The sequence below is a fragment of the Lysinibacillus sp. FSL R5-0849 genome (assembly GCF_038595075.1).
Classification (GTDB): Bacteria; Bacillota; Bacilli; order Bacillales_A; family Planococcaceae; genus Lysinibacillus; species Lysinibacillus fusiformis.
The window spans coordinates 3,575,698-3,597,022 of record NZ_CP152004.1; the positions used below are offsets into that span (position 1 = coordinate 3,575,698).

General features: G+C 37.5%; 18 protein-coding genes, 1 riboswitch and 1 other annotated feature. Of the genes, 10 read left to right on the plus strand and 8 right to left on the minus strand.

The features are described from left to right. Positions 1 to 6 precede the first annotated feature (6 nt). The 6 genes from nikB to MKY80_RS17550 are packed head-to-tail and all read left to right on the plus strand — an operon-like array spanning position 7 to position 5,733. Positions 7 to 927, plus strand: coding sequence for a nickel ABC transporter permease (gene nikB, locus MKY80_RS17525; protein WP_008176673.1), 921 nt, complete (start codon positions 7 to 9; stop codon positions 925 to 927). A 15-nt stretch (positions 928 to 942) separates the two neighbouring features. Further along, positions 943 to 1,956 carry an ABC transporter ATP-binding protein gene (locus tag MKY80_RS17530; RefSeq protein ID WP_107922377.1) on the plus strand — a complete coding sequence of 338 codons (1,014 nt, stop codon included), beginning with the start codon at positions 943 to 945 and terminating at the stop codon, positions 1,954 to 1,956. Further along, positions 1,953 to 2,945 carry a dipeptide ABC transporter ATP-binding protein gene (locus MKY80_RS17535; RefSeq protein ID WP_107922376.1) on the plus strand — a complete coding sequence of 331 codons (993 nt, stop codon included), beginning with the start codon at positions 1,953 to 1,955 and terminating at the stop codon, positions 2,943 to 2,945. The genes MKY80_RS17530 and MKY80_RS17535 overlap by 4 nt, the downstream gene beginning before the upstream one ends. Positions 2,946 to 2,982: 37 nt before the next feature. Continuing rightward, the gene (locus MKY80_RS17540) at positions 2,983 to 3,735 is read left to right on the plus strand and encodes a histidine kinase (RefSeq protein WP_008176667.1); all 753 of its coding nucleotides are present in this window, start codon (positions 2,983 to 2,985) and stop codon (positions 3,733 to 3,735) included. Positions 3,736 to 3,773: 38 nt separating this feature from the next. Then, positions 3,774 to 4,472, plus strand: a complete 699-nt coding sequence (locus MKY80_RS17545) for a response regulator (protein WP_008176665.1) — start codon at positions 3,774 to 3,776, stop codon at positions 4,470 to 4,472. A gap of 4 nt (positions 4,473 to 4,476) precedes the next feature. Further along, entirely contained in the window at positions 4,477 to 5,733 is a 1,257-nt protein-coding gene (locus MKY80_RS17550; RefSeq protein ID WP_342530473.1) for a permease, read from the plus strand. A gap of 35 nt (positions 5,734 to 5,768) precedes the next feature. Here the strand turns inward: MKY80_RS17550 and MKY80_RS17555 are convergent, their stop codons facing one another. Then, positions 5,769 to 5,951 (minus strand): sigma factor, encoded by a 183-nt coding sequence (locus tag MKY80_RS17555; protein ID WP_342530475.1) that lies wholly within the window; start codon positions 5,949 to 5,951, stop codon positions 5,769 to 5,771. 491 nt (positions 5,952 to 6,442) lie between these two features. On the opposite strand from MKY80_RS17555, the gene MKY80_RS17560 reads away from it, so the two are divergent. Next, on the plus strand, positions 6,443 to 7,624 hold the full coding sequence (locus MKY80_RS17560; RefSeq protein ID WP_043990191.1) for a nucleoside transporter C-terminal domain-containing protein: 1,182 nt from the start codon (positions 6,443 to 6,445) through the stop codon (positions 7,622 to 7,624). Positions 7,625 to 8,076: 452 nt separating this feature from the next. On the opposite strand, the gene leuS is transcribed toward MKY80_RS17560, so the two are convergent. The 4 genes from leuS to MKY80_RS17580 form a co-directional block, all read right to left on the minus strand. Next, positions 8,077 to 10,494: a leucine--tRNA ligase gene (gene leuS, locus MKY80_RS17565; protein ID WP_107922374.1), complete on the minus strand. Its 2,418-nt coding sequence runs from the start codon at positions 10,492 to 10,494 to the stop codon at positions 8,077 to 8,079. 86 nt (positions 10,495 to 10,580) lie between these two features. Further along, positions 10,581 to 10,791 (minus strand) — a binding site (T-box leader). 65 nt (positions 10,792 to 10,856) lie between these two features. Then, positions 10,857 to 12,599 carry a SulP family inorganic anion transporter gene (locus tag MKY80_RS17570; protein ID WP_107922373.1) on the minus strand — a complete coding sequence of 581 codons (1,743 nt, stop codon included), beginning with the start codon at positions 12,597 to 12,599 and terminating at the stop codon, positions 10,857 to 10,859. A 57-nt stretch (positions 12,600 to 12,656) separates the two neighbouring features. Continuing rightward, positions 12,657 to 13,004 (minus strand): metalloregulator ArsR/SmtB family transcription factor, encoded by a 348-nt coding sequence (locus MKY80_RS17575; RefSeq protein WP_008176651.1) that lies wholly within the window; start codon positions 13,002 to 13,004, stop codon positions 12,657 to 12,659. A 144-nt stretch (positions 13,005 to 13,148) separates the two neighbouring features. Continuing rightward, a complete protein-coding gene (locus MKY80_RS17580; protein ID WP_008176650.1) occupies positions 13,149 to 14,330 on the minus strand; it encodes an MFS transporter in 1,182 nt (393 codons plus the stop codon). Between the two features lie 226 nt (positions 14,331 to 14,556). Here MKY80_RS17580 and MKY80_RS17585 point away from each other — a divergent pair, with 226 nt between their 5' ends. Continuing rightward, the gene (locus tag MKY80_RS17585) at positions 14,557 to 15,513 is read left to right on the plus strand and encodes a TIGR01212 family radical SAM protein (protein WP_089985609.1); all 957 of its coding nucleotides are present in this window, start codon (positions 14,557 to 14,559) and stop codon (positions 15,511 to 15,513) included. Next, positions 15,510 to 16,088, plus strand: coding sequence for a class I SAM-dependent methyltransferase (locus tag MKY80_RS17590; RefSeq protein ID WP_089985606.1), 579 nt, complete (start codon positions 15,510 to 15,512; stop codon positions 16,086 to 16,088). The genes MKY80_RS17585 and MKY80_RS17590 overlap by 4 nt, the downstream gene beginning before the upstream one ends. Positions 16,089 to 16,147: 59 nt before the next feature. Here the strand turns inward: MKY80_RS17590 and MKY80_RS17595 are convergent, their stop codons facing one another. Together MKY80_RS17595 and MKY80_RS17600 are read right to left on the minus strand one after the other, a co-directional pair. Beyond that, a complete protein-coding gene (locus MKY80_RS17595; protein ID WP_008176644.1) occupies positions 16,148 to 17,656 on the minus strand; it encodes an alanine/glycine:cation symporter family protein in 1,509 nt (502 codons plus the stop codon). A 126-nt stretch (positions 17,657 to 17,782) separates the two neighbouring features. Continuing rightward, positions 17,783 to 18,589 (minus strand): alpha/beta hydrolase, encoded by an 807-nt coding sequence (locus MKY80_RS17600; RefSeq protein WP_008176643.1) that lies wholly within the window; start codon positions 18,587 to 18,589, stop codon positions 17,783 to 17,785. 134 nt (positions 18,590 to 18,723) lie between these two features. On the opposite strand from MKY80_RS17600, the gene MKY80_RS17605 reads away from it, so the two are divergent. Continuing rightward, positions 18,724 to 19,236, plus strand: a complete 513-nt coding sequence (locus tag MKY80_RS17605) for a gamma carbonic anhydrase family protein (RefSeq protein WP_171365988.1) — start codon at positions 18,724 to 18,726, stop codon at positions 19,234 to 19,236. A gap of 171 nt (positions 19,237 to 19,407) precedes the next feature. Here MKY80_RS17605 and metK read toward each other — a convergent pair whose 3' ends face one another. Beyond that, positions 19,408 to 20,604 carry a methionine adenosyltransferase gene (gene metK, locus MKY80_RS17610; protein WP_008176639.1) on the minus strand — a complete coding sequence of 399 codons (1,197 nt, stop codon included), beginning with the start codon at positions 20,602 to 20,604 and terminating at the stop codon, positions 19,408 to 19,410. Positions 20,605 to 20,887: 283 nt separating this feature from the next. After that, positions 20,888 to 21,006, minus strand: a riboswitch (SAM riboswitch). Positions 21,007 to 21,325 lie beyond the last annotated feature (319 nt).

A 21,325-nucleotide genomic window follows, 5' to 3' on the forward strand; every position in this document is an offset into this window, starting at 1 on the left:
AGTTATATGACATTATTTATCCTAAAACGACTTGCTCAAATTATCCCCGTGACGCTCGGTGTAACGCTTGTTGTTTTTCTAATTATGCAAATGATTCCAGGCGATCCGGCCATCATTTTAGCTGGTGAAGGAGCTTCACAAGAAACCGTTAATGAATTGCGTGAAAATTTAGGACTGAATAAGCCTTTAGCTATTCAATATACAGATTACATTAAAAATCTTTTACAAGGTGACATGGGTCATTCTTTAAAAAATAATCAACCTGTATTTGAAGAAATTACGGCTCGTTTACCAATTACAATTGAGCTGGCCTTTTATAGTATTTTAATTACTATTGTTCTCGGGCTGATTGCCGGCATCATCTCAGCAATCCGCCCTTATTCCTTCATGGATGTTGGTTTAATGATTGTGGCATTATTAGGAATCTCGCTCCCTAGTTTCTGGTTAGGTATTTTATTAATGTACGTTTTCTCCGTTCAGTTACATTGGCTACCTGTTGCAGGCTGGGACAGTGCTAAACATATTATTCTACCTGCGGTTACACTCGGCGCAGGTGGTGCTGCCATCGTTGCACGTATGACACGTTCAAGTATGTTAGAAGTCGTCAATCAAGATTATATTCGAACGGCTAAAGCTAAAGGCTTAAAAGGTTATATTATCATTTTAAAGCATGCATTAAGGAATGCTTTAATTCCAGTTATTACAGTAGTAGGCTTACAGTTTGGTAGTTTACTTGGCGGCACAGTATTAGTAGAATCTGTTTTCGCCGTGAACGGATTAGGTCGAATGATTGTCGATGCAATTCGTACACGAGATATACCAATCGTTCAAGGAGGCGTGCTAGTCGCTTCATTAATATTCGTATTCATTAATCTTTTCGTCGATATTTTGTATCGAATCTTTAATAAACGGATGGATTTAAACTAGGGAGGGAAAAAACAGATGAAACAAGATACAGTGTTAGAAGTTAAGAATTTACAAACTTTTTTTTATTCGAGTGAGGGAGTCGCTAAAGCTGTGGACGGTGTTTCCTTTACACTTCAAAAAGGAGAAACACTGGGCATTGTCGGAGAATCTGGTTGTGGGAAATCCATGACTTCCCTATCACTACTTCGATTAGTCCCTTCACCCCCTGGCAAAATTGTTAATGGTGAAATTCTTTTAAACAATACAGACATCTTGAAATTATCAGATGAAGAATTACGTAAAATTCGAGGCAATAAAATATCAATGATTTTCCAAGAGCCTATGACAAGCTTAAATCCTGTGCTATCCGTTGGTGAACAAATCGCTGAATCCATTCGTTTACACCAAGGTTTATCACGTAAAGAAGCATGGCAAAAAGCGGTGGATATGATTCGCCTAGTTGGCATTCCAGCCCCTGAAAAAAGAGCGAAACAAGAGCCGTATCAGCTAAGTGGCGGGATGCGTCAACGTATTATGATAGCGATGGCACTTGCTTGTACGCCAGATGTTTTAATTGCTGACGAACCGACGACTGCCTTAGATGTAACCATTCAAGCTCAAATTATTGATATTATTCAAAATTTGCAAAAGCAGTTAGGAATGAGCATTATCTTCATTACCCATGATCTTGGTGTTGTAGCTGAGATTTGCGATAAAATCGCCGTTATGTATGCAGGGCAGGTTGTAGAGGAAGGCACAACTGATAGCCTTTTTGAAAAACCATTACATCCTTATACTAATGGTTTAATTCAATCCTTGCCAAAACTATATGAGGATCAAGAGGAATTATCTACTATTCATGGAACCGTTCCAAGTCCATATCATTATCCAATTGGCTGCCGCTATGCAGAACGCTGTCCATTTGCTACAGACTTATGCCTTGAAAAACAGCCTGAACTTCTTACGATTGAGCCAGGGAAAAAGGTAAGATGCTGGATGTACAGTAAGGAATGGCAGGGAGCAACACTTATGGAGGAGATGACCTTATGATAAAAGAGCAGCAAGCACAGCCACTATTACAAGTAAATAATTTAAAACAACATTTTTCCTTAAAAAAAGAAAAACTCTTCGGTCCACAGCAGGTGGTTAAAGCGGTGGACGGTGTTTCCTTTGAGATTATGCCTGGTGAAACACTTAGTATTGTTGGAGAATCTGGCTGCGGTAAATCAACGACAGGTCGCTCTATTTTAAGATTAGATGAGCCTACATCTGGAGAAGTGTTATTATTCGGCAAAAATTTAGTAACGATGAATAAAAAAGAGCTGCGAGTAGCGCGCAAGGACATTCAAATAATTTTCCAAGATCCTTATGCATCTCTGAACCCAAGACGCACCATTCGCAAAATGTTAACAGAGGCCATGTCTATTCAAAAAATAGTTCCTCCAGAGCAGCAAGAGGCACGCATGATTGAATTAATGTCACTTGTTGGACTGCGACCAGAATATTTAGAGCGTTATCCACATGAATTTTCTGGTGGGCAACGTCAACGTATTGGGATCGCAAGAGCACTTGCGGTCAATCCCAAAATTATTATTTGTGATGAATCAGTTTCTGCCCTGGACGTATCTATCCAAGCACAAATTTTAAATTTACTGAAACAGCTACAAAAAGATTTAGATTTAACCTTTTTATTTATCTCACATGATTTAAGTGTGGTGCGCCATATATCAGACCGGATAATGGTTATGTATCTTGGAAAAGTCGTAGAAATTGCTGATAAGCAATCCCTTTTCACCCAGCCGCATCACCCTTATACAAAAGCACTGTTTTCGTCGATTCCAGTCATTGATAAGGAGCATCGTAAGGAGCGTATTATTTTAAAGGGAGATCTACCATCACCGTTAAATCCCCCCACAGGCTGTAGCTTCCATACACGTTGTCCGTTCGCTACAGATAAATGTAAAGCAGAGGTGCCCGCTTTACGGGAAATTACGGCAACCCATAAGGTAGCTTGCCATTTTGCAGAAAATTTAGTTTAATGTAACTTACACTTATAAATTCAATGGAGAGGTCATTATGTTACAACTAGAAACCTTCAACATATATATTCTCCTATGTGTAATCGCTCCAATTATTGGAGCTTTTCTGCTTACTTTTATATTTATTTTCGAAAAACAAATTGATAGCCTAGAGGAAGAAAAAAGAAATTTAGAGCTAAAGCAAGATTTACAAAGAGCCAATATTCTTCAGCTAAATCAGCAAATACAGCCCCATTTCTTTTTTAACGCATTAAATTCATTACTGAGCCTAGCCCGTATCAATCGAAAGGAAGATTTGGTAGCGGGCATTGAGGCCTTAGCAACGTTTTTTAAATTTAAATATAATAATCATGAGGTGTTAATTGCTTTAAAAAACGAGGTGCTATTTGTCGATAGCTATTTAAATATTCAACAGCTACGCTTTGGACATCGTTTGACGGTCCATAAGTATGTTGATGATGCAGCATTATCTGTACAAATACCACCATTTATTCTCCAGACCATTATTGAAAATGCATATAAACATGGCTTTGAAAAGCATATAGGACCTGCTGAACTTTTCATTTATATAAAGAAAATGGACAAGTTTTTATTAATAGAAATAAAAAATACACAACCATCAGAAAAGATAGAATCGGCTATTGAGCAAGTAGAAGATGAATTGCAGCAAGGTTATGGTCTTGAAAATATTAAAAAACGTCTCGAGCTTATTTATGGACTCGAAAGTATTTTATTTTCAATTCAAAACGATCAACATTTTTACACTGTAACGATCCATGTTCCCGCTTAGGCTTTCTACTAATTTGAATATGAAAGGAGAACCTCAACATGAATATATTAATCGCAGATGATGAGCCTTTAGAGCTTGAGCAAATGATTTATTTATTAAAGCCACATTTCCCTAATTGGACATTCCATACTGCTCAGGACGCTTCACAAGCTCTGCAATTAGCTAAAAAGCACCGTATGACTATCGCCTTTTTGGATATTCAAATGCCTGGGAAAGATGGAATCACTTTAAGTAAAGAGTTAAAAGAACTTTATGATGTAGACATTATAATGGTAACAGCCTATCAAACCTTTGAATATGCGCAGCAAGCGTTACGTATTGGAGTAAAGGACTATCTAACAAAGCCTGTTATTGCTAGTGAATTAAATGCTATTGTGGAGAAATATAAAGTATGGAGCTCTAACCATGATGCGATCCAAAGCGCCCTTTCCTATATTCATGAAAACTATCATGAAAAACTGAGTTTAAATATTATTGCTGAAAAAATCCATTTAAACCCTAGTTATTTAAGTCGTAAGTTTTTGGAGGAGCAATCCATCGGCATTAATGAATATATTAATAATTATCGCCTAGAGATGGCCGTGAAGAAAATAAGTGAAAATCTAGATGCTAGTATGTCAGCAATTGCGGAGAGCTGTGGTTTTAATAGCCAACACTATTTTAGTGTAGCTTTTAAGAAAAAATATAATCAATCACCTCGTCAATATAAATCGTCTAAAACGAGTAAAGGTAATTGAAGATATGCTAAAGAAATTTTCATTGCTCGTACCATTTGCAAGTTTAAGCACAGCAGCAGGTGTCATCATACTTTTAGCGAGATGGATTAATGGTAATTTACTATTGTCCTCTCCTTCTGCCCTTATTTCGTATGGCTTTATGGCGGGCATTTGTTATACATTAGCGACAGCCATTTCATTTGTCATACTGGGCTCATTATTAAAAAAGAGTGATTACACACAAAACCAGCATACACAAAGCTTTTTACTCTTTACGATACAGAAAAAATTGAGTGGTATGAATTTAAAAGTCATACGATTTCTTTACCTTTTAACAGGCATTGAACTTTGGTTAATACAATTAATAAGCATTAGTGTGTTATCTGAAATTATGTTAACCATACCAGTCCCCGTCACAATTTTGTTATTTTTGGTGGGCATGCTCCTCCTGGATCGCATGATGTCTGTGAAAAGTATATTGTGGCTAGAAATATTATTTATCATCGCTTTATTTTCTTTACTTATTTTTATCCCTATTTATTATTTTGTACAAAATGGTGCTAGCACCGTTTATGAAGGTATTCGCTTGTATCACCCTTATTTATTTTATTTTAAAAATAGTGAAATCCTGCTGTTCTATGTCATTATTCAACTAGCCGTTTTAGGACAAGTTCTCTTTGATAAATCAACATGGTATTTAATCGCCTTTATTAAGCCAAAAAAAGTAGGTCGCAGCCTGTTTTCTTCAGGTGTGATTTTAGCTTTATTAACGCTATCCTTTACAGCTATTTTAATGATTGCTTTATATAGTGGCTCATTTGGTCAGTTTCAAATTCTAATTTTTACGTTTTTATATGAAGTACAGCCTGGGTTTCTGACATTTGCTTTCCTTGTCATTGTACTGTTGGCCATTATCACAACCTTACTTGTGGATTTGCGGGCAACCAAACGATTTTTTGTGAAGAAAAGGCCCTATTACTTTTATCTAATTGGTCTACTCATCCTTTTATTTACCTTTTTCTTATCTATCGATTTAACGATTTTAGGAGTTATTTATTCTTTCGCATTTCTTCACATTACCATGCTACCGTTTATGTTTATTCTTTTATTTACGAATCGTCATATTCATAAACATAACTGGCTTGTCATACTGTTTTCCATCATCATAGGGATCGGTGTTGGTTTAAGCTTCAATGCTCTTTACGGATTAGCAGCTAGCTTTATGATATCTAGTATTTATCAATTAATGCTACAGACTGAAACGGAAGATAAAAACGCCTGAATTCGCAAAATAGCGGGTTCAGGCGTTTGTCTTCTTTAAAAAACGTTTTTTAAAGAATATCTTTGTTCGAAGCGATCCGGTTGACGATAATAGGCAAAAAATACATCTTGAACAATTTCCTCAGCTATCGTCCAGTCCTTTACATATAAATACGCCACTCGCACTCGTAAACAATATTCTCCATGCTCCTCCATGACCGCCTCTAAATGCTCACTCACCGTAACACCTCCAATGTATATTCACTTTATAGTCGTAATGATGGGTCATTTGGTTTCCAAAAAAAGAAATAATCTTTTCAAAAACTATGTTTCATTTAAACGATGGACATAATATTTCAAAAACATCACACAATAAAATATGTTTCCACATTTGAAGGTGATGTTATTTTGAATGGATGTGAACAACTTTATGCAAGAAGTAGTTTTGAGTTCCCCCATTCAGGGAAATCATCCTGTAAGTATGTCATATAAAGAAATGATTTAGTTGTTTTGATACTGGATTCGTCCTTTTCGTATGCCAAGTCGCATACTTTTTTTCTTTTAACTCTTGAATAGCTAGTTAAAAAACTGTTATAGTGAGATTGTTTGTCTGACGTCTGACAAATTAAGTTCTTTGGTTGTTCTGCAAATTTTTAGATGGAACATTTTGAGCAAAAGAATATTTGTTGTCTTGGATTCAAACGCCCTAAATTATACTTATGGAGGAATTTATGAAATACTTAATATCCCTTTGTGGATTGCTACTTGTTTTTGGTTTAGCTCTGTTAATGAGTAAAAACAAAAAAGAAATAAAATATAAATATATATTGATTATGTTAATCATTCAATTTATATTAGCGGCTTTACTTCTAAATACAACGATTGGTTATGTTCTAATCAAAGGAATAACAAATGTATTTGATCATTTATTATCCTACGCAAATACAGGTATATCATTTGTTTTTGGTGGTATAGCGAATGAAGGAGAATCTCCATTCTTCTTAGGTGTCTTATTACCAATTGTCTTTATATCTGTGTTAATCGGGATTTTACAGCATTTCAAAATCCTTCCTTTCCTCATGAGATGGATCGGTTATTTTTTAAGTAAAGTAAGTGGCATGGGAAAATTGGAGTCCTATAATGCTGTTGCTTCAGCAATGGTAGGTCAATCTGAGGTATTCATTACAGTCAAAAAACAATTAGACAAGGTCACTCCTCAGCGTATGTATACATTATGTGCATCCGCGATGTCGACCGTCTCTATGTCAGTTGTTGGCGCGTACATGACGATGATTGAACCAAAATATGTCGTAACGGCGATTGTTTTAAACTTATTTGGTGGTTTTATAATTGTTTCCATCATTAATCCGTATACCGTAAAAGAAGAGGAAGATATCTTAACCATTGAAGATGAGCAGAAGCAAGCTTTCTTCCAAATGCTTGGTGAATATATTATGGATGGCTTTAAGGTAGCCATCATTGTTGGAGCCATGCTGATTGGCTTCGTAGCATTAATGGATTTAATCAATTCATTGTTTGATATGATTATCGGTGTTTCTTTCCAAGAAATATTAGGCTATATCTTTGCACCAATTGCTTTCCTAATGGGTATCCCATGGGCAGATGCTGTTTCAGCTGGAGGAATAATGGCCACTAAATTAGTAACGAATGAATTTGTTGCTATGATCAACCTTGGAGAAATTGAGAACACAATGAGCGAACGTACGCTAGGTATTATTTCTGTATTCCTAGTATCCTTTGCTAACTTTTCATCCATTGGTATTATTTCTGGGGCAGTCAAAGGGTTAAATGAAAGACAAGGAAATGTTGTTGCACGTTTCGGCTTAAAGTTGCTTTATGGAGCGACACTTGTAAGTATTTTAACGGCAATAATTGTTGGCTTGATTATTTAAATTGAATATGGGACTATTTTTTAAACTGCACTCGATGGTTGGGTGCAGTTTTTCTGTATTGTAACTTCCTATCATCTCACTTTGGCAAGACAAAATAGATATGTGGACACGAGTATGCATTTCATTGTAATTTTATGACAAAGGAAATTTACTTGTAGTATAAGTAAAGGTGTGGGCACACGTGAACTGGAATAGCATAAAAAAGAACACTCATTTGTTTTAACTCTTAAACAAATGAGTGTTCTTTCAGCTTTTCAACGTTCTGAATAATAGTTTAAAGAGGTTCTGCTCTTGAATGGGATCTATCCATTCCTTCACTTCAAATACTAATTTAAAAAGGACAAAACATATTAGTGATATAAAATATGTTTTGTCCTTTGATTTATTTATCTTTTTTTAATTTAGGTTTTGATAACTAAGTTTTAGTAATGCACATTTGAAATTATGTCTCTTTATTTAACGACAATATTTACAAGTTTGCCTGGAATAACGATAACTTTTACTAAGCTCTTTCCTGCCATATATTCTTGTACTTTTTCATCTGCAAGCGCTATTTTTTCAATGTCTTCTTTTGAAGCATCTTTAGCTACGACAATTTTGGCACGAACTTTACCAGCAACTTGCACCGCTACTTCCACTTCATCATCTACAAGTTTTAACTCATCGTATGTTGGCCATTGCTCATAAGAAAGTGTTCCTTCATGACCTAATAGCTTCCAAAGCTCTTCTGCGATATGAGGAGCCATTGGTGCCAACATTTTAACAAAGCCTTCCGCATAAGCTGTTGGGATTACTTCAGCTTTATAGCAATCGTTGATAAATACCATCATTTGTGAAATAGCAGTATTAAAGCGGATACCTTCATAATCCTCTGTCACTTTTTTCACTGTTTGGTGGTATGATTTTTCTAATGTTGCATCATTAGACACTTGAATTTTCGCTGAAATCGTTCCATCCTCTTCATTGACAAGTAGACGCCAAATACGATCTAAGAAGCGACGTGCCCCATCTAAACCATTTGTAGACCAAGCTACAGAAGCCTCAAGTGGCCCCATGAACATTTCATAAAGACGCAATGTATCTGCACCATGTGACTCAATGATTTCGTCTGGGTTCACAACATTCCCTTTAGATTTAGACATTTTTTCATTACCTTCACCAAGAATCATACCTTGGTTAAATAATTTCTGGAATGGCTCTTTCGTATGAACAACGCCTAAATCATATAACACTTTATGCCAGAAGCGTGCGTATAGTAAATGCAATACAGCATGCTCTGCTCCACCAATATAAATATCAACTGGTAACCAGCGTTTTAGTAATTCTGGGTCTGCAATTGCTTCTGTATTGGTAGGATCGATATAGCGTAAGAAGTACCAGCTAGATCCTGCCCATTGCGGCATTGTATTTGTTTCACGGCGTCCCTTTTTACCTGTCTCTGGATCTACAACATTGACCCATTCTGCAATGTTAGCTAATGGTGATTCACCAGTTCCTGAAGGACGGATATTATCTGTTTTCGGTAGCATTAACGGTAATTCCGATTCTGGAACTGCTGTTATCGTACCATCTTCCCAATGGATCATTGGAATAGGCTCTCCCCAGTAACGCTGACGAGAGAATAGCCAGTCGCGCAGACGATAAGATATCTTCTTCTCTCCAACGCCTTTTTGCTCTAACCATTCAATTGCTTTAGCAATACCCTCTACTTTATTTAAGCCATTTAGGAAATCAGAGTTAATATGTTGCCCATCACCTGTAAATGCTTCTTTACTAATGTCCCCACCTTCAAGAACAGGAACAATGTCTAAATTGAATGCTGATGCAAATTCATAGTCACGCTCATCATGTGCAGGAACCGCCATAATAGCACCTGTTCCATAAGACACTAATACATAGTCTGCAATCCAAATTGGCACTTTTTTACCGTTAATCGGATTTACTGCATAGGCACCTGTAAATACGCCAGTTTTTTCTTTTGCTAAATCTGTACGCTCTAAATCAGACTTCATTTTAACTTTTTCTAAATAAGTTTCAACCGCTTGACGTTGATCAGCTGTCGTTATTTGTTCCACTAATTTATGCTCAGGTGCAAGCACACAATATGTAGCGCCAAATAGTGTATCAGGGCGAGTTGTGAACACGGTAAAGTTCTCATCAGTCCCATCGATACCAAATGTTACCTCTGCTCCTTCTGAACGTCCAATCCAGTTACGCTGCATATCTTTAATAGACTCTGGCCAATCAACTTCCTCTAAGTCATCAATTAAACGATCTGCATAGGCAGTAATTTTAAGCATCCATTGCTTCATTGGTCGACGTTCTACTGGATGTCCACCACGCTCTGATTTGCCATCAATTACTTCTTCATTCGCCAATACCGTACCAAGTGCTGGACACCAGTTAACAGCTACTTCATCCACATAAGCTAAACCTTTGTTATAAAGCTGGATAAAAATCCATTGTGTCCATTTATAATACTCTGGATCAGTCGTGTTAATTTCACGATCCCAATCATAGCTGAAACCTAGCTCTTGAATTTGACGTTTGAATGTCGCAATATTTTTCGCTGTAAATTCTGCCGGATCATTCCCCGTATCAAGTGCATATTGCTCCGCTGGTAAACCAAACGCATCCCAGCCCATTGGATGTAATACATTATAGCCTTGCATACGTTTAAAGCGTGATAGAATATCTGTCGCCGTATATCCTTCTGGATGTCCTACGTGTAGTCCAGCGCCAGATGGATATGGGAACATATCTAATGCAAAGAATTTAGGCTTTTCTGTTTCATTTTCAGTTTTGAATGTTTTGTTATCAGCCCAATATTGCTGCCACTTTTTTTCAATTTGTTGATGATTAAAACTCATTTTTTTTCCTCCTTCAATGAATCTTGCTGCTCTTCATTAGAATTGACAAAATATTTAAAAAATAAAAAAACTCGCCCCTTCCTTATAGAAGGGACGAGAGAATTTGCACTCCCGCGGTACCACCCAAATTAGTGATTACACTCGGCTCAAGCTTCCTTAACGCGGAAGAAACGACACACGCTATTTCACGCGGGCAGACTCAGTAGGCGAGTTCGATTTGCTTTCCTACTAGCTTTCACCAGCCGCTAGCTCTCTAAAAAGAACCACAAATCTACTATTCCTCATCACAGTCTTTACATGATATTGCATTTATTCTAATGGAAAGTATTGAAAAGCACAAGCCTTTGTTTACAGCTTACCCATTACTGAACAATTAATTCCTTTTTTTCCTCAGATTTAGAGAATTCTTTGCATTCATGAAAAGCAAAATGCTGACATCCAATACATCGATTTCTGTCCAAATAGCTGAAGGCTCTTGTAATCGCTTCTCCTGTATGCTGATAAAAATGATGGGCTCCAATTTTATCGTAAAGTCCATTTTGCTGAAGGGCTATCTTTAAGTCATCCTGTACCCCTGTTACCAAAATGTTGCCACCCTGTGCTGTAAAATTGTCAATGATATTGCTAAAATATGCTTCACCCGTAGAGTCCATAAAGGGCACTTTCCCCATGCGTAATATCAAAACTCTAGATTGCTGTTGTAAAGTGCTTGCTATCGTTTGTTCAAATCTTTGTGCTGCACCAAAGAACAGTGGACCTTCGATGGTATACAAGCTTATTTGTGGACAATCATGCTGTTGGTGAACGACATGATGCTGCACCTTCTCGCTTTTATTCGAATGGTCTGGTAGTACCTTTGTCACAACAAGCTTTTCACTCATGCGTTTTGCAAACAATAGCACGGCTAACACAAGCCCTACTTCTACCGCTAATGTAAGGCTAGTAAATACGGTTAATAAAAAGGTAATTAATAAAACGAGCGAATCACCAGATTTCAATTTTATAATATGAGCAAAATGCTTACGTTCACTCATATTCCAAGCAACTACCATTAATACGGGTGCCATACTTGCTAAAGGTATATGGGAAGCATATGGTGCTAATAACAATAAGGTGATTAATACAAACACACCATGGATGATACCCGACATTGGGGATACTGCCCCTGTTTTAATGTTAGTTGCAGTACGAGCAATCGCTCCTGTCGCAGGTATTCCTCCAAACATCGGCGTTACGATATTGGCAATTCCTTGACCGATTAGCTCTCGATTACTATTATGCTTGCTATTCGTCATCCCGTCTGCCACGACTGCAGATAACAACGACTCGATACCTCCAAGCATCGCGATGACAAATGCAGGTCCAATAAGCTGCTGTAGGCGCTCGATTGTAATAGTAGGTATTGCGAAATAGGGTAATGTATTAGGTATTTGACCATAGGCTGTGGCAATCGTAGCCACTTGACCTGAAAAAAAGAAAGTCGCCACAAGAGTGGAGACTATAATACCCACTAATGCACCGGGAACCTTTGGAAAGAATTTAGGTGTCATCATTATTGTTATGAAACAAATGACTGCTGTTAAAATACTGAAAATATTAGTAGTTCCAATTTGCTTTCCTATCTCTTGAATATTCGCTATAAAATACTCATGTCTTGTCATATTGGTTAGTCCTAAAAAATTGGCAATTTGACCTGTAAAAATAATTACTGCTATACCTGCTGTAAAACCAATTGTTACAGGACGGGGAATAAATTTTATTAAGGTCCCTAGCTTAAAAATGCCCATTAAGCAAAGCAATACCCCCGCCATTAAACCTGCCAGTAATAAATCCTCATAGCCATACGTTAGGACAATTCCTAAAAGAATCGGCACAAAAGCCCCTGTAGGTCCTCCAATTTGATATTTTGATCCACCAAAAATGGAAATCAAAACACCTGCAATACAAGCCGTATAAATACCATATTCAGGCTTTACACCTGATGCAATAGCAAAGGACATTGCAAGTGGAATAGCAACGATTCCAACAATGATTCCGGACAATAAATCCTTTTTAGCATGATGGACTGAATACCCTTCAAAACGTCCTGTAAACAGTGACTTCATAGATAAATCTTCCCTTCCCAATAATAAGCAAAGCATAACTTTTCCACATTATGGAGGTTACTTATTTTCTTCGTCACTATCATTACTTGTCATTTCCTCTAATCTTGAAATGGTATGAACTAAATGGTTATTAAAAATATCCTTGGCCACACCAAGTAATTCACCAATCATCGGATCGCTTAAAGAATAGTAAACTTTCTTGCCTTCTTTCACTCCATAAACGATATTTTTAGCGCGTAATACACTTAGCTGCTGAGAAACGGCGGATCCCTCTTTCTCTAAGCAATCTTGAATCTCATTGACACTCTTCTGACCTTCTACAAGAAGTTCCAGTATTCTAATACGTAATGGATGTGCTAACGCTTTAAAAAAATCTGCCTTAAACTGCTGCAATCCTTCTTCCATAAAATAAATCCCCCCATACAACTACATATTCAAATATTTGAATATGTATGATTGTAAGCCTATATTGATAATTTTTCAATATCCACTATGAAAAAAAGAGCAAACCAAGTGTGTAACACTCGATTTGCTCTTTGCATTTATTCACTATGAATCTACTACTATGTTGTTCTTCTTGAGAGGATAATCATAAATAAGACATGGTATAATCGCGAACAGCACAATGACTACTAAAGTTAAAACGAGAGGAATCATGCCATATTGATCCACCATAATTCCACCAAACAAAGGACCGATCATACGTCCACCAGTCGCAGCACTGTTAATAATACCCTGATAGAAGCCTTGTCGACCTTTTGGGGCAAGTTGATTTGCAATAGTTGGTAATGCTGGTGTATAAAACATTTCTCCGAAAGTTAAGACAAGCATGGCTACACCAAACATTTTAAAATCACTCGCAAACGCGATAATACCAAAGGATATAGCGATTAAGATGACACCAAAAACCAATTGACGTTTTAACTGATGCTCCCAACGTTTGATAAGCGGTGCAATGAGCGGCTGCCCTATCACAATTAGCAGACCATTAATCGTCCATAGTAAACTATACTGCTTTAATCCTAAACCTAAATCTTGCGTATAGGATGAAATTGTTGCACTCCATTGCGAATAGGCTAGCCAACATAAAACGGAGGATGAACTAATGATTAATAAGGCATAGAATGGTGCCTTGTTAATGATTCGCTTACTTTCACCAACCACATTCTTTGGTGCAATACTCCCTACCTCTAAACGTTTAAATGTCAGCAAAGCAATAATAAAGAATAAAATATACATCCCTAAATTGACCTTAAACACATAGTCAAATTGATAATCGGCCACCACACCTGCAAGTGCAGGACCTACAGCTACACCCACATTTTGAGCCAAATAGATGGCATTAAAGGCCTTTCGCCCACCCTCTGGCCAGGCTGCTCCAGCCAATGCGAACATACTAGGAAAAACAATACCCCCACTAAAGCCTAATATCGTTAAAAACCATACATAATGCGGCCACCCGTGCCAAAGCGTTAAGCCTATTAATGAAGCAATTGTTAAAAGGATTCCAAGCATGATGGCTTTATAACCACCTATTCTATCAAATAGGTAACCACCTAATAGATTGCCTAAAACACCCGCAGCAGAATTTAGCATCAGGACAAAGCCAGCCATCGCCAGCGTTTTCCCTAAATAATCATGCATATATATGGCATTTAAAGGCCATAAAAATGAGTTGCCTGTTGTGTTCACAAGCATTCCGATAATTAAAAACCAAACACGTTTTGGCATTTGATGTCCTCCATTATTTCGCGTCTCTAAATAGCTAGTTTATGCTGAAATACTTAAAAGTACAAGGAAAATAATTTTACCTTTTTTACAATTTATTAAAGGCTATGAATAGCTATAATTCACTAGATCCAAGCGAAAATTGGAGCAACATCTTTCATGATATATCCTTACCCCATGACGGAACGAGATGCTCATGATAAAATAAGGCGTTAGAGGAGTGAAATAGATGACAGAAATTAATTTTCCTTTTCCTTCTGAAGGGAAAAGATACTATACATGGAATCGCTATTTACGCGATCAATTTGGTCACAAAGTATTTAAAGTAGCATTAGATGCTGGCTTTGATTGTCCAAACCGTGATGGTACGGTTGCCTTTGGCGGCTGTACATTTTGCAGCGCTGCAGGCTCAGGTGATTTTGCAGGCAACAAGGTTGATCCGATTGAAGTTCAATTCGCTGAAATTCGAGACAAAATGCACCAAAAATGGAAAGACGGCAAATATATGGCTTATTTTCAGGCCTATACGAATACACATGCCCCGCTCCCAGTGTTAAAGGAAAAATTCGAAGCTGCTTTGGCGCAGGAAGGTGTTATAGGTCTTTCTATTGCTACTCGACCTGATTGTTTACCAGATGATGTTGTAGAATATTTAGCAGAATTAAACAAGCGTACGTATTTATGGATTGAGCTTGGTCTTCAAACCGTTCATGAAAAAACTGCCAATCTTATTAATCGTGCACATGATTATGCAACCTATGTGGAGGGCGTTGAAAAACTTCGAAAGCATGGTATTCGTGTTTGCTCACATATTATAAATGGTCTACCGCTTGAAGATTATGACATGATGATGGAAACTGCACGAGCAGTGGCGAAGCTAGATGTCCAAGGTATTAAAATCCACTTACTTCATTTATTAAAAGGGACACCAATGGTGAAGCAATATGAAAAAGGGATGCTCGAGTTTTTAGATCAGGATGTTTATACAAAACTAGTCGCTGATCAGCTAGAAATTTTACCACCCGATATGGTCATTCATCGCATTACAGGTGATGGACCTATAGATTTAATGATTGGTCCAATGTGGAGCGTTAATAAATGGGAAGTATTGAATGGCATCGATGCCGAATTGGAGCGCCGTGGTAGTTGGCAGGGGAAATTTTATAAGACTGAGGTTGTTAAATGAAACTACAACGAGTTTTACAATATGCTCAACAGCTACTAAAAGATAGTGTGGAAGAAGGAGATACAGTTGTTGACGCCACTGCCGGAAATGGCCATGATACGCTGTTTTTAGCACAGCTAGTCGGGGATGAAGGACAAGTTTATGCTTTTGATGTCCAAAAAGAAGCAGTCGACGCAACACTACATCGTCTACTAGACCATGGTTTAGAACATCGCGCCCTTGTTTTAAATAAAGGGCATGAAGAAGTAGCCAATTTCGTACACAAGAAAGTAGCCGCAGCCATTTTTAATCTCGGCTATTTGCCGGGTGGCAATCATGATATTATTACCAAGCCTAGTACAACGATTCAGGCTATTGAAGACTTGCTTAAGCTTTTAAAGGTTGGCGGTTTAATCATCCTTGTTATTTATCATGGTCACCCTGGTGGCAAAGAAGAACGAGATACTGTAATAGACTTTGTCAGCCAACTTCCACAAAAATATGTCCATGTCTTAAAATACGAATTTCTCAATCAGCAAAATGACCCTCCATTCGTCATTGCGTTAGAAAAGATGAAGGATTATCCTAATTTATAGACAATTTAAAAGGCTAACTAATAGTATAGTGGGAACTATTAGTTAGCCTTTCTCTTTACCTATTTATTTTTACGTTTTTCATTATAGTCTACCCAGAAATCTGCGCCTTTAATGCCTAGTTTACGAGGATCAAAGACAGGGTCTTTTCCTTCTTTTTTCTGTTTCTCGTAATCTTTTAAAGCAACGATAGCCGGTTTCATAATAATTAAAATGGCTAAAACGTTAATCCATACCATCAGACCAAGACCTACATCCCCCATTGCCCAAGCGAGTCCAGACGTACGGATTGTGCCATAGAATGCTGCAATTAAAATCGCTATTTTCGCAATCCAGATGAAGACCTTTTCGGTACTACCTCTAAATAAATAAGCCACATTTGTTTCAGCGATATAGTAATACGCCATAATCGTTGTAAAGGCAAAGAAGAATAGTGCGATAGCTACAAATGGTGCACCAAGTCCAGGTAAGGATGATTCAACTGCATATTGCGTATACGCAGCACCTTCCTGAATACTCTTAGCAAATGTCATTTGCTCATCACCCGTTAAGCCGCCTTTATTGAATTCCCCAACATGGATAAATGGATCTGTTCCTTCGGCTGCCTTTTCATCTTGTACATTATACATACCCGTAAATAAAATCATAAAGGCTGTAGCTGAACAAATTAATAAGGTATCAATGTATACAGACGCTGCTTGGACAATCCCTTGTTTAGCAGGGTGGGATACTTCTGCTGCGGCAGCTGGGTGCGCCCCAGTCCCTTGACCAGCCTCATTTGAATAGATTCCTCGTTTCACACCCCAAGCAATTGCGGAGCCAATAATACCTCCAAATATTTCTTGTGCTCCAAATGCACTTGAGAAAATTAAAGCAAAGACGGATGGTACCTCTGAAATATTCATAGCGATTATAATAATTGCCATAATAATATAGGCTATTGCCATGAACGGTACAATTACCTGTGCAGCGTTGGCAATCGATTTAACGCCCCCAATAATGATAGCACCAAGTAAAACGACAATAATTAGTCCTGTAATCCAAGTTTCAATACCGAAAGCGTTTTCAACAGCTCCTGCAATGGCATTCGATTGCACACCTGGCATAAGTATTAACATAGCAATCAAAGCAGCTACAGCGAAAATCACTGCAAACCATTTTTGACCCATTCCTTTTTCTATGTAATAGGCCGGTCCACCACGATATTCAGTATCTTTCTCTTCTTTATAGATTTGCGCTAATGTTGATTCTACATATGCGGTTGCCGCACCAATAAAAGCAATTGCCCACATCCAAAAGACAGCACCAGGTCCACCCATCCCAATAGCTGTTGCAGTACCGGCAATATTCCCTGTACCTACACGACCCGATAGTGCGATAGACATTGCTTGGAAGGAGGAAATCCCCTTTTCTGATTTCTCCCCCTTAAACATTAACACAAACATATCTTTAATAAGTCTTACTTGCAGGAATCTTGTAATGACTGAGAAAAAAAGCCCAATCAACAAGATACCATAAATAAACCAAGGTCCCCATAATATGTCATTCAATTTGCCAACAACTACATCCATCTTACCCCTCCAATTTGAATTACCTTACTTTAAGTCACTATATTATTACACTTTTCAGAAAATTACAATATTATATTTAAGTAACAATATTTAAGTAAGGATCCTATTATTTGGAAGGTGTCGAAACTATTTTATTATATATCCAATCCGTCTAAGAGCATTATTGATAAAATCTCGAATATACATAAAAATCTCTTCACGCTCTACTTCATGAAATAAATTATGATAACAATTTGCCCATTCTTTAAATTGAAACTCGGTTAGCTCTTGCTGATGAAGCCAATTGCGCATTTGTCGAGTTTCCGTAATTTTATCTTTTTCAGCTGTCATAATTAACATAGGCATATTAGGAAATTCATGCTTAGGTAGCATAACTAAATTTTTCATCATCTGTTGAAGCTCACGATACCATTTCACTGAAACAACAGACATAAATGGAATATCATCCTTCATTTCCTCTCTACCCTCAACACTGCGCGTTAATGTTTCAAATGTCAGGTCATGCGTCAATTTAACATTTGCTGTTAATGCACTCAAACTCGTTAAAGCATTTGATAATTTACCTGGTAAAAGCTTCAAATGCAGCCAGGGTGATGTCAAAATAATACCTGCACACTCATACTTTTTCTTTTGCATGGTATGAAGAACTAAAGTAGCGCCTAATCCATGCCCTATTACAAAGGTTGGCAAATTATATGAAAAGGCATTCTCAATGAGATTTCTTGTATATTTATTGTACAATTTGAAGTCCTCATCATGGACACGCGCAAATCTTGCATTGATGCCATGATTCGGTAGATCCCCCATGACTATGTGGAAGCCTTCCATTCTTAATTTTTCTATAAGCCATGCATACCAACGGTGGTTTTCATAAGCACCATGAAGAATAGCAATCACAGCCTTTGCTTGTCCATCAGCTTCCCATTTCCACATTCACATAGTCCTCCTAAAAAATAATTACAATTTGATTATATCGAAATAACAGCACATTTTAATTTTATATTTCCTTAAAGTTGCGTATTTGATACGATAATACTATATCTACAGAAAGAAAAGAGGCGATTCTCATGATTTATCCATTTAAAGATACAACACCAAAGATCGATCCATCTGTTTTTATTGCCGATTATGCAACTGTTACCGGAGACGTAACAATTGGAGCTGAAACAACTATTTGGTTTAATACCGTAATTCGTGGCGATGTTTCACCAACAATTATTGGTGAACGGGTAAGTATCCAAGATCTTTGCTGCTTACATCAAAGTCCTAGGTTTCCACTCATCATTGAAGATGAGGTCACAGTAGGACACCAAGTGACTTTACATAGCTGTACCATTCGAAAAAATGCCTTAATCGGTATGGGCTCCATTATTTTAGACGGAGCAGAGATTGGAGAGGGTGCATTTATTGGAGCCGGAAGTCTTGTGCCTCCTGGTAAAGTCATACCTCCAAATAGCTTAGCATTAGGTCGTCCAGCGAAAGTTGTCCGAGAATTAAACGCTGAGGATAAAGAGGATATGGAGCGTATCGTACGTGAATACGTAGAAAAAGGTCAGTATTATAAATCTCTACAAAAATAAAAGCTTATAAAGAATACATTCATTATAAAAAATCCCTCGCTTTCCATGACCATTGTTCAAGGAATAAAGGCGGGGCATTTTTGCAAAAAAACAAAAGGGGCAGAAAAGCCCCTTTTGTTCATCATACATTAGAATAATTTTCTAACGACTTCAGCACTTTAGCACAATAGTTTACAGACGTGCTTTTACACGTAATGCGTCAGCTTTATCAGTTTGTTCCCATGGTACATTTAAATCTGTACGACCGAAGTGACCATAGGCTGCAGTTTGTTTATAAATTGGACGACGAAGATCAAGCATTTTAATAATTCCTGCTGGGCGTAAATCAAATAGCTCACGAACCCATTCTACGATTTCGCTTTCCTTCACTTTTCCTGTACCAAATGTATCAACAGCAATGGAAACAGGCTGTGCCACGCCAATTGCATACGCCAACTGGACTTCAGCGCGTTCTGCTAAACCAGCTGCTACAATATTTTTAGCTACATAACGTGCCGCATAGGCAGCTGAACGGTCAACTTTTGTTGCATCCTTACCTGAGAATGCACCGCCACCGTGTCGTGCATAGCCACCGTATGTATCAACAATTATCTTACGGCCCGTTAAACCAGCATCTCCTTTTGGCCCACCAATGACGAAACGGCCAGTCGGATTGATAAAGTATTTTGTTTTTGTATCTAATAATTCGCTTGGCACAACAGGAGCAATCACAAGTTGTTTTAGATCAGCCTGAATTTGTTCAAGTGTTGCTTCTTCATCATGCTGTGTTGAAATAACAATTGTATCGACACGTACAGGTACGTTATTGTCATCGTATTCAATTGTTACTTGTGTTTTACCATCGGGGCGTAAATAAGCTAGCTCACCAGATTTACGAACTTCAGTTAAACGACGTGCTAACTTATGAGCTAAGCTAATTGGTAACGGCATTAGCTCAGGTGTTTCATTACATGCATAGCCAAACATTAAGCCTTGGTCCCCTGCACCAATTGCTTCAATATCTGCATCTGTCATAGAACCCTCACGAGCCTCTAAAGCTTGGTCAACACCTTGAGCAATATCTGGAGATTGCTCACCAATTGCTACAAGTACCGCTAAATTTTCAGCATCAAAGCCATATTTCCCACGTGTATATCCGATTTCTGCCACAGTATCACGTACAATACCTTTGATATCTACATAAGTAGAAGTAGTAATTTCTCCCGCTACTAATACTAATCCTGTTGTTACAGTTGTCTCACACGCTACACGTGCATTTGGATCTTCTGCTAAAATAGCATCTAATATGGCATCCGAAATCTGGTCACAAATTTTATCTGGATGCCCTTCTGTTACACTTTCTGATGTAAACAGTCGACGTTTTGTCATTTAGTTTTCCTCCTATTACTCTTACAAAAAGTATTTGAATACGGTACTCATTACCCATGTCAAGTCCGCTCCTAAGGATTGAACTCTCAAGCCGCTGTTGTTGTCATTTCACTTTACGTGAAAAAATAACTGCTACTTTTAACACGAGGATTTCGAAAGATCCGTCATTATAATAAGGAAAGAACTACATATACTTACCTTTACATTGATTTTTAACAATAAAAAAATCCTTTACTCACGTTACTATACATGAGGAAAGGAATAATGACTTCGTTACCTTTCACTCTTATCGTTCAAGGGATTTTCCCTTGCATCAGGTTGGCACCAACGCATGTCGTGAAATAATTCATGCAGGTTGCCGGGTTTCACAGGGCCTGACCCTCCACCAGCTCGGGATAAGAGTATCCGTTCAATTTTCATGTTACTGAAAAGGTAGAACGTTGTCAAATATTTTCTTATGTATTACTGTATAGTAAGGAAGGAACAAATAATCACCATAAAAATTTTCATTCTTGGGTGATGATGTAAACAGAAGAAAATTAATCCCTACAACATACCTAGCATCTTGTGGTAACATATGTGTGGCTCAAATTTTAGACAATTTACTGTAGCATTGAATGTTTTCTACTCGAAAAACATTATTTTTTGTCAGTTTATTGAAAAGTAATAAAAACTCTAAAATAATTTCTTAATTAGTATAGATTATTTAACCAATTGTGTT